The organism is Pseudomonas sp. BLCC-B112 (genome assembly GCF_028550695.1).
Lineage (GTDB): Bacteria > Pseudomonadota > Gammaproteobacteria > Pseudomonadales > Pseudomonadaceae > Aquipseudomonas > Aquipseudomonas danubii.
This window is the reverse complement of record NZ_JAQQGK010000004.1, coordinates 425,694-440,809: the sequence shown is the minus strand read 5'-3', so window position 1 is coordinate 440,809 and position 15,116 is coordinate 425,694. Positions and strand designations below refer to the sequence as shown.

Here is a 15,116-nt window from a genome sequence, read left to right as displayed (position 1 = left end):
CCGTTCGCAGCCTGCGGCAGCGGCTACAGGGATCGGGGGGTTGGCCAGATGGCGATCAGTACCAGCAACACCGCCGCGAGCAGGTAGGGCAGGCGCGGTTCGATGGCGTAGATCAGGCTGCCGGCCATGGGGCCGATGACCACGCCCAGGCCCTGGGCCGCGCCGATGCTGCCAGCCGTCGCGCCCTGTTCCGAGGCCTCTACGGCATTGGCCGCCAGGGCCGAGAACGATGGAAACACCCCACCCATGCCTGCCGCCGAGACAAAGAACGCCAGCCACAGGCCCCAGGCACTGTCCACCAGCATGCTGCCGGCATAGCCCAGCGCCGACAGCAGGGCGCCGTAGCGGATCATCCGCAGCGGCGGCCATTCCAGCTTGCGCACCACCAACTGCGCGCAGATCAGTGCCACGCCGACCATGGCCAGGGCCACCCCGGCCGTCTGGGCGGCATCGGCAGGGCTCATGTGCAAACGGTCCAGGGCGTAGAAGCTGACGGTGATCTGGGCAATCGACACACAGAGCATGGCGACAAAGGCCACCACCATGGGCCGGCGCAGCCGTGGGTCGCCCAGGCGCACCCGCGTCGGGGCATGGGCCAGGTGCAGTTCCTGGCGCGGCAACTGGTAGCGCAGCACCACAAATGCCAGCAGCGGCAGCACCGCCATGGCGTAGAACGGCAGGCTGAGGCTGTAGCGGGCCAGCAAGGCGGCCACCGCAGGCCCCACCACCAAGCCCACGGCGTTGGCGGCGCCCAGGGTGGCCATGGCGCGGGCGCGGTGCTGGGGTTCGACGTTATCGGCGATCAGGGCGAAGCCGCCCACCGGGATCGCCGCATAAAAGGCGCCGATCAGCCCGCGGCCAAGCATCAGGCCGAGAAAGGCCATGGCGACGCTGGGCAGCGACTGCAGCGACAGGTCGATGAACAGGCACAGGGCCCAGTAGGCGAGGGTGAAGCCGGCCGTGCCCAGCAGCAGTACCCGACGCCGGCCGAAGCGGTCACTGGCCTGGCCCCAGGGGCGCGCCAGGAGCATCCAGATCACCCCGGAAACGGTCACGGCGGCGCCCGCATGCCAGGTTTCCAGATGCAGGGCCCGGGAGATCGGGCCGATCAGCGAGACGAAGGCCATCATCGACATGGTGCAGGCCATGTAGGCGGCCATCAGCGGCAGCAGCGAGAAGGGTTTGGCAGCCAGCGGCGTGGCCGCTGCTGTGGAGCGAGACATAGTGGGTCTTCCATGAAAGCCGTTGGGCCGTGAACGTTATCGGGATAACGGGCAACCGCCCAGCCTTATCTGCGTCGGTGATGGCAGCACCCTTCAGGCGCCGGCTTGTCGGCGAAGCGGGCGACCAGGACGAAGAGGCAATTGGGGCCTGTGTTGTTCTGGGCGTCGCTTTGGCTGGCCAGCCAATTCCTGCACCAGCCAACTCCTGCATGAGCTGGCTTTGGTGAGGGCGGGCTCAGTTCAGGCCCAGTTTGCCGCGCAGGGTGGAGAGGTCTTCGGCCAGGGTGTTGACCGGACCGATCAGGGCCTTGCGGTCGTTTTCCTTGACCTTGTCGTAGGTCATGAAGCCGCCGTCCGGGGTTTTGTACTTGGCGAGGATCTTGTTCACCGTGGCGAAGTTCTTGTCCACCTTGGCGACAAAGGCCGGGTCCTGTTTCGCGATCTGCCCACGGAACAGGTCGACGATTTTCTTTGCGCCGTCGATGTTGCCCTGGAAGTCGTAGAGGTCGGTGTGGCTGTAGCGGTCTTCTTCTCCGGAGATCTTGGTCGCGGCCACTTCCTCCAGCAGCGCGGCGGCACCCCCCACGACCTTTTCCGGTGGGAAGGTCAGGCCGGCGACGCGGGTCTGCAGGTCCTTGACGTCCTTGTTCAGGCCGTCGGCGAGCTCGCCCAAGCCTTCGGTGCTGTTTTCCGAGAACAGCGAATATTCCAGGCGGTGGAAGCCGGTGAAGTCTTCGGCCTTGACGCCTTGCTCGTGGTCGTCGACCCGGGAGTCGATGGCGGCATCGAGATCGCTGAAGAGTTCGGCGATAGGTTCGATCGACTCGTAGTAGACCCGAGTCGGTGCGTAGAGCTTCCTGGCGCTGGCCAGGTCGCCCTGTTTCACCGCATCGGTGAATTGCTGGGTGTGGCTGGCCAGTTCATCGAGCTGCTCGGTGACGTAGATCTTGTAATCGGAGATCGGCCCCACCAGCTCCAGGGGCGCAGCGGCGGCGAACGCCGACAGCGGAGCGTGGAGCAAGCCAAGGGTCAGCAACACAGCGAGGGGCGACTTTTTCATGGGACTTTTCCGTGGGGGTTGAAGTGTCATGGGGGTCAGGCGGTGGTGTTCGGTCGGGTGGCTTCGAGCAACGAGCGACCGATGAAATCGCCGGCGCCGGTGACCCCCGGCAAGCTGAAGAAGTAGCCGCCACCGGTAGGCTTGAGGTACTCCTCCAGAGGCTCGCCGTTGAGGCGGGTCTGGACCGCGATAAAGCCTTTTTCCAGGTCCGCCTGGTAGCAGATGAACAGCAGGCCCATGTCCAGTTGACCGTTCTTGTTGACCCCATTGGAGTAGTTGAACGGCCGGCGCAGGATCAGGTTCTGCTGGCTCTGTGGGGTGCGCGGGTTGGCCAGGCGGATGTGGGCATCGAGCTTGGTCAGCTTGCCGTGGGGGTCCCGGGCGTAGTCGGGGACCTGGCTTTCTTTCTGGCCATCCATGGGCGCGCCCGTGGTCTTGATCCGGCCGATGATGCTTTCCTGTTCCTGCAGCGGGGTGCGGTCCCAGCGTTCGACAAAATTGCGAATGATCCGTACCGCCTGGTAGCTGCCGTGGGTTGCCCAGGCCGGTTCGTCGCTGCCGGGTTGGACCCAGACGATCTGCTGCATGGCTTGCTGGTCGTTGGAGTCAGGGTTGGCCGAGCCGTCGCGAAAGCCCAGGAAGTTGCGCGCGCTCTGCGCCGGCTCCCCGGGCTTGGCCGGCGCCTGGGGCGGCACGCTGCCTTCCTGCTTCCAGCGCACGAGCAAGAGGTCGGGGAGGTTTTTCACGATGTCGCGCAGGGCGTGGATATTGGTGTCGGCGGTGTTGGAGCAGAACTGCAGGCTCAGGTCGCCATGGCAGCAGGTCGGCTCCAGGGCATCGTTGGGAAAACCCACCATGCGGATCAGGCGCTTGGGTTTGGCGGCGGCCAGGCCAAAACGTTCGTCGAACAACGATTCGCCCACCGACACGGTGATGGTCAGGTTGTCCGGGGTCACTACCGGGCCGAGGATGCCGGAATCCAGGGGCGGCAGTTTCGGGTCGACCTGGGCCACCGGCCCGCCGCTCATGAGAAAGGCGATGCGTTCGTCGAGGGTACGGAACAGTCGCTCCAGGTCGTCGCGGTCGCTGGCCAGCACATCGAAGGACACCAGCATGCCCGAGGTCGGGCGCGGGGTGACGATGCCGCTCTGGTGCTGGCCGTGGTAGTCGTGGCGGTCCTGGGTCCTGTCGCTGCTGGGGGCCTGGGTGACCTGGGCTGCGGCGCCGGCGGCCCTGGCCGGGCCACTCAGGCTGCTGCCGGCCAGGGCCATGCCGGCGGCACCCATGCCCAGCAGCACGCGCCGGCGCTGGGCGGAAAAGCATGGGTTGGATGGATCGGAATCGTTCATTGAAAACTCGTCTGGTTACAGGCCGGAGAGGCCGAGTGCGGGATCGATGGCGTCGAGAGCGTCGGCCAGGGCCTTGGCCTTGTCGGCGATCTCTTTGCGTTGTGCGGCGCTGACCTTGTCGTAGTCCAGGTAACCGGCGCCGTCGCGCAGGCTGGCGAGCCGGGTGTCCAGTGCATTGGCGGCGTTGTCGACCTGGGGCAACAACCGGGCAGCGGACTTGGCCAGCAAGGGGCGCAGCAGGTCGATGACCTTGCGGGTGGTTGCCAGGTTGGCGGCAAAGCCGTTGAGGTCGCTGTGGCTGTAGCGTTCTTCCTCGCCGCTGCTGGCCCGCAGGTCGGCAAGGCTGCGCAGGTTGCGTGCGACGATGCTCACCAGTTGTTCAGGCGGCAGGGTTTGGGCCAGCAGTTGCTCCTTGAGGCGCGAGACGTCGCTGGACAGCTGCTTCGCGACCGGAGCCAGGCCGGCCAGGTCGCGTTTCTGGAACAGGCCGTATTCCAGGCGGTGGAAGCCACTGAAGCCCGGGTCCTGTTCCCGCTGTTCGAAATAGTCGGCGCGGGCGTTGATGGCGTTGTCCAGCTCGGCCAGGCGCTGGGCGGCCGGGGCCAGTTGCTGGTAGGCGGCGCGGGCCGGCAGGTACAGGGCTTGGGCCTGCTTCAGGTCACCGGCATCGATGGCCTGTTGCAGAGCGTTCACCGCCTTGATCAGGGCATTGCCCTGGGTGCTCAGGTAAACCCGGAATTCCGCCAGCGGGCCGATAAAGGCCACCATCGAAGGCCGGGCCTTGGCCTGGGCCTCGGACTGCGCGGTCGGGGTCACGTGCAGGGTGCCGCGCGGATTGCTCAGCAACCCGCACGTGATGGCGTAATCACCCGGTTGCAGGGTGGCGTTGATCACCTGGCTCAGGCCCGGAGCGATGTTCTCCCGCTCCTCGACCACCAGCACGCCATCGAGGATTTCCCATTCCACGGCTCGGTCCGAGCGGTTGACGATGCGAAAGCTGGCGTGGCCTGCCGGCACCGTCAGCGCGTTGGGCTCACAGCTGTGGGGATGGAGGGTCACGGTGATTTCGCCCTGGTGGGCCTGGCGCTTGCTGGCGGCCCATTGCGAGGCGTAATAGAACAGCCCGCCGGCGGCGATCATGACGATCACCGAGCCGGCAACCGCCCAGCGCAAGGCGCGGGGCGGCGAGGCCTGGGGAGAGGCTTGCTGGGTCATTGAGGGAGCCTTACTGACTGGAAACGGAAGATGCTGAGCCGGGCGCCTTGGCCGGGGCGCCACCGGGCAGGAAGAACAGCACCAGGGTCACGCCCAGGTACAGCACATAGGCGCCTAAGGTGCTGAGGGTGGGGGCGTCCTGGTAGCCGAACATGCCGGCCAGCACCGAGCCCAAAGGGCCATCCATGGGCAGGCTGGCGCTGACATCGAAGAGCACGCTCTGCAGGTGGTTCCAGACCCCGGCTTCATGCAGGGCCTGCACCGAGTTGGCGAGGATGCCGGCGGCCACCACCAGGATGAACAGCCCGGTCCAGCGGAAGAAGGCGGCGAGGTTCAGGCGCATGCTGCCGGTATAGATCAGGAAACCGACGATGATCGCCACGATCAGCCCCAGCAGGGCGCCGAGCGGCGCGCCCGGGCCTTCGCTCTGCTGGAACACCGCCAGCAGGAAGAACACGGTTTCCAGGCCTTCCCGGGCGACGGCGAAGAACACCATGGCAATCAGTGCGGCGACCTGATGCCGGGAGCCGGCCAGGGCCTGGTCCAGGGAGGCGTGCAGGGAGTGCTTGATGGAGCGCGCCACCTTGCGCATCCAGAACACCATGGAACTGAGGATGCCTACGGCCACTAGGCCGACGATACCCTCGAAGAGTTCCTGCTGCTTTTGCGGGAATTCGGCGCTCATCAGTTCCAGGCCGCCGCCCACCAGCAGGGCCAGGGCCGCGGCGAGAAACACTCCGATCCACACCGCGGGCATCCACTGGCCACGGCCGGTCTGCTTCAGGTAACTGGCGATGATGCCAACGATAAGCGCGGCTTCAATCCCTTCGCGCAGCATGATCAGAAATGGAACAAGCATTCAGCACCGGCGGGGCAATGGGTAGGGAGCTAACTTGTAACATAATGATACTCATTGCCAAATGAAGATCATTGACATCTGCTGAACCTAGGCTGAACGAGATTTATTTACCAGTGTTCGCGCTCTGCAGGAGCCGGCTTGCCGGCGAAGGGGCCCCTGAGTCTTGTGCAGGACGTTGGAGCGCCTTCGCTGGCAAGCCAACTGCTACGGGGCGGGGCGATCAGCCCAGGTTCTGCTCGGTCAGGCGTTGCACCGCCAGGCGGCGGTAATGGGAAGGGGTCATGCCCTTGAGTTGCTGGAAGCGGCGATTGAAGTTGGAGATGTTGTTGAATCCCGACTCGAAGCACACGTCGGTCACCGGCTTGTCGCCATCGGCCAGCAGTTCGCAGGATTTGCTGATCCGCAGGCGATTGACGAACTCGATGAAGCAGCGCCCCGTGGCCTGTTTGAACACCCGGGAGAAGTAGGTGGGCTTCATCCCCAGGTACTGGGCCACTTCCTCCAGGGGCAGCTCTCGGGCGTAGTGGGCAAAGATGTAGTCCACGGCACGGTTGGTGCGGTCGACACTGTGTTCATCCGCCAGCTGCACGCGGGTGGCGCCGGACAGCAGTTGATAGTCGTCGCAGGCCGCCAGCAGTTCCATGAGGATGAAAAAGTGGCCGAGGCGGGTGATGCCGCTGGAATCGGCAATGCGCTGCATCAGGGGCAGGGCCTGGGCGATGGTGTGCTTGCAGCGGAACTCGATACCGTATTGCGCCCGCTCCAGCAGTGGGCTGAGGTTCTTCAGTTCGGTGAACACCTGGCTGCCGCTGTCGAACAGTTCGTCGGTGAAGTTCACCAGCATGTCGCGCTTGGCCACGACCTCGTCCTCGGCCACCTGGCTGATCCAGTTGTGGGGCAGGTTGGGGCCGGTCAGGAACAGCGTCTGCGGATAGAAGTTGCCAATGTAGTCGCCGATGAACACCTTGCCGGAGCTGGCGACGATCAGGTGCAGTTCGTATTCCTTGTGGAAGTGCCAGCGCACCAGGGGGCAGGGGAAGCCGTGCTGGCGATAGATGATCGACAGGCCGTTATGGTCGTCCATCAACTCGTAGGAGGGGTCGCTGATCTTGCCGGTTCGACTCATGGCGCGGGACTGTTCTTGTTGTTGGCCGCGCTGATAATGCCTTGTGCCCCGCCCGCGCACCAGTAGGAGCTGGCTTGCCAGCGAAGAGGTCCTTGAGGGCGATGCAGGGCTTGCGGGCCTCTTCGCCGGCAAGCCGACTCCTACAGGGAGTTTGCGTGTCTCGCCCGTAGGAGCAGGGGGTCATGGGGCAGGGCGGTTCTTGGCTTCGATCCATTGCGCCATGTATTGGGTGCTCTTGTGATGGTGGTGTCGCAGCATGGCGCCGGTGAAGTTGTCCCGGCGCAACTGCTCCAGGTGCTGGCGGCAGTCTTGCAGGCGCTGGATCAGCGCCGGGCCGTGGACTTGCTGGCGGTAGCGCGCCTCAAGCAACCGCCGGCCATCGGTCTGGGCCTGTTCCCACAACTGTTGGTCCTGGTACAGGCGCACGGCCGCGGTCGCCAGGGCGCTGGCCGATTCGGCCACCGCGCCCGGCCAGGGCAGGCCATCCTGGGACATGGATTCGCTGCCCACCGGCGTGGTGACGCTGGGCGTGCCGCAGAGCATGGCGTCCAGCAGCTTGCCCTTGATCCCGGCGCCAAAACGCAGGGGCGCCAGGCAGATCCGCGCGGCGCTCATCACCTGCAGCGCGTCTTGTGCCCAGTTCATGATGTAAAAACCCTGGGCCGGGTTGTGCAGGGCTGCCGCCTTGGGCGGGGTGTAGGCGCCATACAGGTGCAACTGGGCGCCGGGCAGTTGCTGGCGGATCAGTGGCCACACGCGGTTTTTCATCCAGAGCACGGCGTCCCAGTTCGGCGCGTGGCGGAAATTGCCGATGCTGAGGAAGTGCGCCCGCTGTTCGAAGGGCGGGAAGTCCTGCGGCAGTTGTTCCAGCATCAAGGGGCACCAGTGCAGCAGCGCCGGAGGCAGGCGGAACTGCTGCACCAGCAGCTCGATCTCCACCTCGGAGATCATCAGGCTCAGGTCGCAGCGGTAGATGGCGGCGATCTCGCGCTTGGCCAGGTCGGTCTCGGCCATGTGCTGGAATTCTTCTGTCGCTGCCTGGGTGAACAGGGCACTGAAGTCATCTTCATCGGCGCAGGCCTTGAGGTGGTCCTTGAGGCGCTGATGCCGGGCATGGCGCAGGCATTGCAAATCCGAGGTTTCCAGGACCCGCAGGGCATTCGGGCAGTGTTGCTCGACCCGCCAGCCGAACTGTTCCTCCATCATGAACTGGTCGAACAGCACGATGTCCGGGGCCAGTTCGGCGACAAAGCGGTCAAAACTGCTGTTGTTGAGTTCGATCGGGCATTCGCGGATACCCAGGGCCGTCAGGTCCTCCTTGTGTTCGCCCTCTTTGGCCGGGCTGCTGAAGGTCAGCTCCCAGCCCTGGTCGAGGAAACTCTGGAGGATCTGCATCATGTGCCCGCCGGCGGCGGAGGAGCGGGGTTCGGGCCAGACGTAACCAATGATCAGGACTTTGGTTGCGGCGGTGGGACTCATGAGGGGCGATTCCTGGCAGGCAAGGGCAAAAAAAGGCCGCCATTAAACCACAGCGCGCCAGCGGCGGATCAGGCCGCTGCCGGGCTCAACCGAGGATGCTGCGCACCTTGTCCCGCAACTGGTCGATAGAGAAGGGCTTGCCGATCACCGACATGCCGGCGGGCACGTCGATGGACTCGGCATAGCCGCTGGCAAACAGCACCGGCAGGTGCGGACGCAGTTGCCGGGCGCGTTCGGCCAGTTCACGGCCGTTCATGCCGGGCAGGCCGACATCGGTCATCAGCAGGTCGATGGTCTGTTGCGGGTCTTCCAGCAGGCTCAGCGCGGCGTAACTGCCATCAGCCTCCAGGACGCTGAATTCGAGCTCTTCGAGAACATCGACAATCAGCATGCGCACGATGGCATCGTCTTCGACGACTAGGATGGTGGAGACGCTGGCGGGCATAGGGACTCTCTCAAGAAATGGGTGGTACGGGGCGCTGCGACAGGCGGCCCTGTGCATCAGTAAGTGGCGACTGGCCACAAGTTCCCGAAGCTGTACAGAAAAAGGCTGTTGTACAAGCGCCGGCAAGAATAACCGCTTCCCTTGTCCCAGGGCAGGTCCAATCGCAGTTGTGAACCCATGGGTTATAAAAAATAGCTGCGATGGCCGAATGTGGGGCAAACTTCGTTTTTTTTCCTGCGCCAAGGTCCATCAAATGATCCGTCCGTCATCGGTTGATGAACAGAGTTTTCGCAAGCTGCTGACCCGCAACATCAGCCTGCCCCTCGGTGTAGGCGTGCTCAGCGCGGTTTTTTTCGTGTCCCTGATCACCTACCTGCTCTCGGTCATCCAGTGGGTGCAGCACACTGACCGGGTGATCAACAATCTCAATGAGGCGGCGCGCCTGACCATCGACCTGGAAACCGGCATGCGCGGTTTCCTGATCACCGGCGATGAGCATTTCCTCGACCCTTATGAAGTGGCCAAGCCACGCATCCTCAGCGAGCTCAATGGGCTGCGTGATCTGGTCGCCGACAACCCGCAGCAGGTCGACCGCCTCAAGCGCCTGGAAGCCCTGCAGCTGGAGTGGAACAACTTCTCCCTGAGCATGATCGAGCTGCGTCGGCAGAACGGCGACTACCGTGGCGCGGTGCAGGCCGGGCGGGGCAAGCGCCTGACCGACGAGATCCGCAAGGAATACGAGGATGGGGTGGGCATGGAGCAGCAGTTGCGCCTGGAGCGTAATGAGAGCGTCAGCCGCACCACCATTTTCAGCGTGATCCTGTACCTGTTGTTCGTGGTGGGCATCAGCGGCTTGCTGGCCTATGTCGGGCGTCGGGATCTGCTGGCGCTGTCCAAAAGCTACAGCGACAACCTCGAGGCCCAGGAAAACAGCGCCCAGCGCCTGGAACAGCAGGCCTGGCTGCGCAACGGCCAGACCGAACTGGCCGAACAGATGCTCGGCCAACTGACCCTGAACCTGCTGGGGCGCAATATCCTCCAGTTCTGCGCCCACTACCTGGGGACGCCGGTGGCGGCGTTGTATGTCCGCGAAGAGCACGGCGGCCTCAAGCGTGTGGCTTCTTATGGATTTTCCCGTGAGCAGGAGCAACAAGAGCAGTCGCTGTATGGCGATGAGGGCCTGGTGGGCCAGGCCGCGCAGCACAAGCGCCTGATCCGCCTGGACGATGTGCCGGCGGATTACTTCAAGGTCAGCTCCGGCCTGGGCGAGGGCGCGCCGCGCAGCGTGCTGGTGGTGCCGACCCGTGATGACGACCGGGTCAATGGCGTGATCGAGCTGGGCTTCCTGCGGGCGCTGAGCGATCGCGATGTGGAGTTGCTGGAGCTGATTGCCGGCAATATCGGCACCTCCATCGAAGCCGCGCGCTACCGCCAGCGCCTTCAGGAAGTGCTGGCCGAAACCCAGCAGCTCAACGAAGAGTTGCAGGTGCAGCAGGAAGAATTGAAGACCGCCAACGAGGAGTTGGAGGAGCAGTCGCGGATTCTCAAGGAGTCCCAGGTGCACCTGGAGACGCAGCAGGTGGAACTGGAACAGACCAACGAGCAGTTGGCCGAGCAGGCGCAGATCCTGGCCGAGCAGCGCGACGCCATGGACCGCAAGAACAGCGAGCTGAACGAGGCGCAGACCCAGCTTGAAGAGCGCGCCGAAGAACTGCAGCGCTCCAGCAAGTACAAGTCCGAATTCCTCGCCAACATGTCCCACGAACTGCGCACACCGCTCAACAGTTCGTTGATCCTGGCCAAGTTGCTGGCGGAAAACCCCCAGGAGAACCTCACTGCCGAGCAAGTCAAGTTCGCCGAGTCGATCTATTCCGCCGGCAACGACCTGCTGAACCTGATCAATGACATCCTGGATATCTCCAAGGTCGAGGCGGGCAAGCTCGAAGTGCGTCCGGAAAATGCCAGCGTGCCGCGCCTGGTGGACGGTCTGCGCAGCCTGTTCCAGCCGTTGACCGCGGACAAGGGCCTGGCCTTCAAGGTGGAGCTGCAACCGGGGGCGCCACAGAGGCTGTTCACGGATCGCCAGCGGGTCGAACAGATACTCAAGAACCTGCTGTCCAACGCGGTCAAGTTCACCGAAAGGGGCCAGGTCAGCCTGAGCGTTGGTGCTCAGCCGGGGGGCGGTATCGCCTTTGTCGTGCAGGATTCGGGGATCGGCATCGCCCAGGACCAGCAGGAAAGCATTTTCGAAGCCTTCCGCCAGGCCGACGGCACCACCAACCGGCGTTATGGCGGCACTGGCCTGGGGCTGTCGATCTCCCGGGATCTGGCGACCTTGCTGGGGGGCTCCATCAGCGTCAGCAGTGAACCGGGGCAGGGCAGCATTTTCACGCTGGTGCTGCCAGAGCAGTACAGCGAGGCGGCCGAGCCGGTGCTGGCGCCAGCGCCTGCAATGATGCCGGTGGCGGCGCCTGTTGCACCCAGTGCGCCGTTGCCGGTGACTGAAGTGCCTGGCAGTGAGATCCCGCGCTTTGCCGATGACCGGGACAAGGCCCCATTCAGCAGCCGCTGCATCCTGGTGGTGGAAGATGAGCCGAATTTTGCGCATATCCTCTTCGATCTGGCCCACGAACTGGGTTACCACTGCCTGGTGGCCCATGGCGCCGACGAGGGCTACAGCCTGGCCGAGCAGTACATCCCGGACGCCATCCTGCTGGACATGCGCCTGCCCGACCATTCCGGCCTGACCGTGCTCCAACGCCTCAAGGAACATGCCCAGACCCGGCACATCCCGGTGCACGTGATCTCGGTGGAAGACCGGGTGGAAGCGGCCATGCACATGGGCGCCGTGGGCTACGCGGTGAAACCCACCACCCGCGAGGAGCTCAAGGACGTCTTCGCCCGCCTGGAAGCCAAGCTGACGCAGAAGGTCAAGCGCGTGCTGCTGGTGGAGGACGACGACCTGCAACGCGACAGCATTGCCCGGCTGATCGGCGACGACGATATCGAGATCACCGCCGTGGGCCTGGCCCAGGATGCCCTGGACCTGCTGCGCGAGAATGTCTACGACTGCATGGTCATCGACCTCAAGCTGCCGGACATGCTCGGCAACGACCTGCTCAAGCGCATGTCCACCGAGGACATCTGCTCCTTCCCGCCGGTGATCGTCTATACCGGGCGCAACCTGACCCGGGATGAAGAGACCGAGCTGCGCAAGTATTCCCGTTCGATCATCATCAAGGGCGCCCGCTCGCCGGAGCGCCTGCTGGATGAAGTGACGTTGTTTCTGCACAAAGTCGAATCCCAGTTGTCCCATGAGCGGCAGAAGATGCTCAAGACCGCCCGCAGCCGCGACAAGGTCTTCGAGGGGCGCAAGATCCTCCTGGTGGATGATGACGTGCGCAACATCTTTGCCTTGACCAGCGCCCTGGAACACAAGGGCGCGGTGGTGGTGATCGGCCGTAACGGCCATGAAGCCATCGCCAGACTCAATGAAGTCGAAGATATCGACCTGGTGCTGATGGACGTGATGATGCCGGAGATGGACGGTTTCGAAGCCACGGTGCAGATCCGCAAGGACCCGCGCTGGCGCAAGCTGCCCATCATCGCCGTGACCGCCAAGGCCATGAAGGATGACCAGGAGCGCTGCCTGCAGGCCGGCTCCAACGACTACCTGGCCAAGCCCATTGACCTTGACCGGCTGTTTTCCCTTATCCGCGTATGGCTGCCGAAGATGGAAAGAATTTAGTGGAGCGTAATACCGAGATCGAACTGCGTTTGCTGATCGAAGCTATTTATCTCAAATACAGCTACGACTTCCGCGACTATTCCGGTGCTTCGATCAAGCGCCGGGTCAACCACGCTTTGCGTCAGTTCGAGTGCAAGACCATTTCCGCGCTGCAGGAGCGGGTGCTGCACGACCCGACGGCGTTCATGCAATTGCTGCAGTTCCTGACCATTCCGGTGAGCGAGATGTTTCGCGACCCGTCGCACTTCCTGGCGATCCGCCAGGAGGTGGTGCCGCTGCTCAAGACCTACCCGTCGATCAAGATCTGGATCGCCGGCTGCAGCACCGGGGAAGAGGTCTATTCCATGGCCATCCTGCTGCGCGAAGAAGGGCTGCTGGAGCGCACCATCATCTATGCCACGGACATCAATCCCAGCTCCCTGGAGAAGGCCAAGCAAGGCATCTTCTCCCTGGAGAACGTGCGGGCCTACACCCACAACTACCAGCAGGCCGGCGGCCAGCGTTCCTTTGCCGACTACTACACCGCAGCCTACGACTACGCGATCTTCGACAAGAGCCTGCGGGAGAACGTGACCTTCGCCGACCACAGCCTGGCGACCGACAGCGTATTCTCGGAAACTCAATTGATTTCATGTCGTAACGTATTGATTTACTTCAATAAAAAATTGCAGGATCGGGCCTTCGGACTGTTCCATGAGTCGCTCTGCCATCGGGGTTTCCTGGTGCTGGGCAGCAAGGAGACCCTGGACTTTTCTGCCTACGGCAAGCACTTCGAACCCTTGGTCAAACAAGAACGGATCTACCGCAAGACATGAACCAGCAGACTGCCGGACACAACCTCTGGCCACGGGTCGAGGCCGTTGTGGTGGGCGCATCCGCCGGTGGCGTGGAGGCGTTGTTGAATCTGTTCAGTGACTTCCCCCAGGACTTTCGCCTGCCGGTGATCGTGGTCCTGCATCTGCCGGACGAGCGTCGCAGCCAGTTGGCGGACATCTTCGACCGGCGCCTGGCGCTGTCGGTGAAGGAGGCTGAGGACAAGGAGCAGATAGTCCCCGGTACCTTGTACTTCGCTGCCCCCGGTTATCACTTGTCGGTGGAGCAGGACCGCAGCCTGTCCCTGAGCCAGGAGGAGCGGCTGCACCATTCCCGTCCCGCCATCGACTACCTGTTCGAATCCGCGGCGGATGCCTACGGCAATAGCCTGGCCGCCGTGCTGCTGACCGGGGCCAACCAGGACGGCGCCTGGGGGTTGGCGCAGATCAAGCGCCAGGGCGGCCTGACCATTGTCCAGGACCCCCGCGAAGCCCAGGTTGCGACCATGCCGGAAGCGGCCCTGGCCCTGCAGCAACCGGATTACATTCTCCCTTTGCGCGGCATCAGCCGTCTGCTTGCCGAGCTGGAACGAACCTCATGTTAAGTACTATTCAAGCCAAGCTGCTGATCGTCGACGATCTGCCGGAGAACCTGCTGGCCCTGGAAGCGCTGATCAAGCGCGAGGACCGCCTGGTGTACAAGGCGCTGTCGGCCGACGAGGCCTTGTCGCTGCTGCTCCAGCATGAGTTCGCCATGGCCATCCTCGATGTACAGATGCCGGGCATGAATGGCTTCGAGCTGGCCGAGTTGATGCGCGGCACCGAGAAGACCAAGCACATCCCCATCGTTTTCGTCAGTGCCGCCGGACGCGAGCTCAACTACGCCTTCAAGGGCTACGAGAGCGGGGCGGTGGACTTCCTGCACAAGCCCCTGGACATCCACGCGGTGAAGAGCAAGGTCAATGTGTTCGTCGACCTGTACCGCCAGAGCAAGGCCATGAAGCAGCAGGTCGAGGCCCTGGAGCAGAGCCGGCGTGAGCAGGAGGCGTTGCTCAACAAGCTTCAGGCCACCCAGAACGAGCTGGAGCAGGCGGTGCGCATGCGCGATGACTTCATGTCCATCGTCGCCCATGAAGTGCGCACGCCCCTCAATGGCCTGATCCTGGAAACCCAGCTGCGCAAGATGCACCTGGCCCGGGAGAACGCTGCCGCCTTCAGCCTGGACAAGATGCACGCCATGGTGGATCGCGACGAGCGCCAGATCAAAAGCCTGATCCGCCTGATCGAAGACATGCTGGACATCTCGCGGATTCGCACTGGCAAGCTGTCGATCCGCCCGTCCCGGTTTGACCTGGCGCAGTTGGTACGCGGGTTGGTGGAAAACTTCGCGCCCCAGGTGGAAGCTGCGCAATCGTCCCTGAGCCTGGAAGCCGAGCAGCCGTTGCAAGGCCACTGGGACGAATTCCGCATCGAACAGGTGATTTCCAATCTGCTGACCAATGCCTTGCGCTACGGCGCCAAGAGCCCCATCCAAGTCCGGGTCTATGCCCAGGACGGCGAGGCCCGGGTCGAGGTGCGCGATCATGGGATTGGCATCAGCGAAGAGAACCAGAAGCGAATTTTCCAGCAGTTCGAGCGGGTCAGCGCCAGCCACGTGGCGGCGGGCCTTGGGCTTGGGCTGTTTATTTCCGAGCAGATCGTCACTGCCCATGGCGGCACCATCAGTGTTGAAAGCCGGATTGGCGAGGGCGCGCTGTTTCGCGTGAGCCTGCCCTTGTCGACGACCGACGAATGACTAAA

At 63.6% G+C, this 15,116-nt stretch carries 12 protein-coding genes; 4 read left to right on the top strand and 8 right to left on the bottom strand.

Features of this window, described 5'->3' with window-relative positions:
- Positions 1-23: 23 nt before the first annotated feature.
- The 8 genes from PQT43_RS13235 to PQT43_RS13200 form a co-directional block, all read right to left on the bottom strand.
- Positions 24-1,223, bottom strand: a complete 1,200-nt coding sequence (locus tag PQT43_RS13235; protein ID WP_110595577.1) for an MFS transporter — start codon at positions 1,221-1,223, stop codon at positions 24-26.
- Between the two features lie 235 nt (positions 1,224-1,458).
- On the bottom strand, positions 1,459-2,283 hold the full coding sequence (gene efeO, locus PQT43_RS13230) for an iron uptake system protein EfeO (RefSeq protein ID WP_110595578.1): 825 nt from the start codon (positions 2,281-2,283) through the stop codon (positions 1,459-1,461).
- A 35-nt stretch (positions 2,284-2,318) separates the two neighbouring features.
- Positions 2,319-3,632, bottom strand: coding sequence for an iron uptake transporter deferrochelatase/peroxidase subunit (efeB, locus tag PQT43_RS13225; RefSeq protein ID WP_272754073.1), 1,314 nt, complete (start codon positions 3,630-3,632; stop codon positions 2,319-2,321).
- A 15-nt stretch (positions 3,633-3,647) separates the two neighbouring features.
- Positions 3,648-4,847 (bottom strand): iron uptake system protein EfeO, encoded by a 1,200-nt coding sequence (gene efeO, locus PQT43_RS13220; protein WP_272754072.1) that lies wholly within the window; start codon positions 4,845-4,847, stop codon positions 3,648-3,650.
- 10 nt (positions 4,848-4,857) lie between these two features.
- Positions 4,858-5,706, bottom strand: a complete 849-nt coding sequence (gene efeU / locus PQT43_RS13215; protein ID WP_272754071.1) for an iron uptake transporter permease EfeU — start codon at positions 5,704-5,706, stop codon at positions 4,858-4,860.
- A 220-nt stretch (positions 5,707-5,926) separates the two neighbouring features.
- The gene (locus tag PQT43_RS13210; protein WP_102865190.1) at positions 5,927-6,832 is read right to left on the bottom strand and encodes an AraC family transcriptional regulator; all 906 of its coding nucleotides are present in this window, start codon (positions 6,830-6,832) and stop codon (positions 5,927-5,929) included.
- Between the two features lie 180 nt (positions 6,833-7,012).
- Positions 7,013-8,311 (bottom strand): glycosyltransferase, encoded by a 1,299-nt coding sequence (locus PQT43_RS13205; protein ID WP_272754070.1) that lies wholly within the window; start codon positions 8,309-8,311, stop codon positions 7,013-7,015.
- An 85-nt stretch (positions 8,312-8,396) separates the two neighbouring features.
- Positions 8,397-8,756: a response regulator gene (locus PQT43_RS13200; protein ID WP_272754069.1), complete on the bottom strand. Its 360-nt coding sequence runs from the start codon at positions 8,754-8,756 to the stop codon at positions 8,397-8,399.
- A 253-nt stretch (positions 8,757-9,009) separates the two neighbouring features.
- Here PQT43_RS13200 and PQT43_RS13195 point away from each other — a divergent pair, with 253 nt between their 5' ends.
- Genes PQT43_RS13195 through PQT43_RS13180 form a run of 4 tightly spaced genes read left to right on the top strand, consistent with a single transcriptional unit; the run spans position 9,010 to position 15,111 of the window.
- Entirely contained in the window at positions 9,010-12,504 is a 3,495-nt protein-coding gene (locus PQT43_RS13195) for a response regulator (RefSeq protein ID WP_272754068.1), read from the top strand.
- Positions 12,477-13,319, top strand: coding sequence for a CheR family methyltransferase (locus PQT43_RS13190; RefSeq protein ID WP_222933699.1), 843 nt, complete (start codon positions 12,477-12,479; stop codon positions 13,317-13,319). The genes PQT43_RS13195 and PQT43_RS13190 overlap by 28 nt, the downstream gene beginning before the upstream one ends.
- On the top strand, positions 13,316-13,921 hold the full coding sequence (locus PQT43_RS13185) for a chemotaxis protein CheB (RefSeq protein WP_102879597.1): 606 nt from the start codon (positions 13,316-13,318) through the stop codon (positions 13,919-13,921). Before PQT43_RS13190 ends, PQT43_RS13185 begins: the two co-directional genes overlap by 4 nt.
- Positions 13,915-15,111 carry a hybrid sensor histidine kinase/response regulator gene (locus PQT43_RS13180; protein WP_102879596.1) on the top strand — a complete coding sequence of 399 codons (1,197 nt, stop codon included), beginning with the start codon at positions 13,915-13,917 and terminating at the stop codon, positions 15,109-15,111. Before PQT43_RS13185 ends, PQT43_RS13180 begins: the two co-directional genes overlap by 7 nt.
- Positions 15,112-15,116 lie beyond the last annotated feature (5 nt).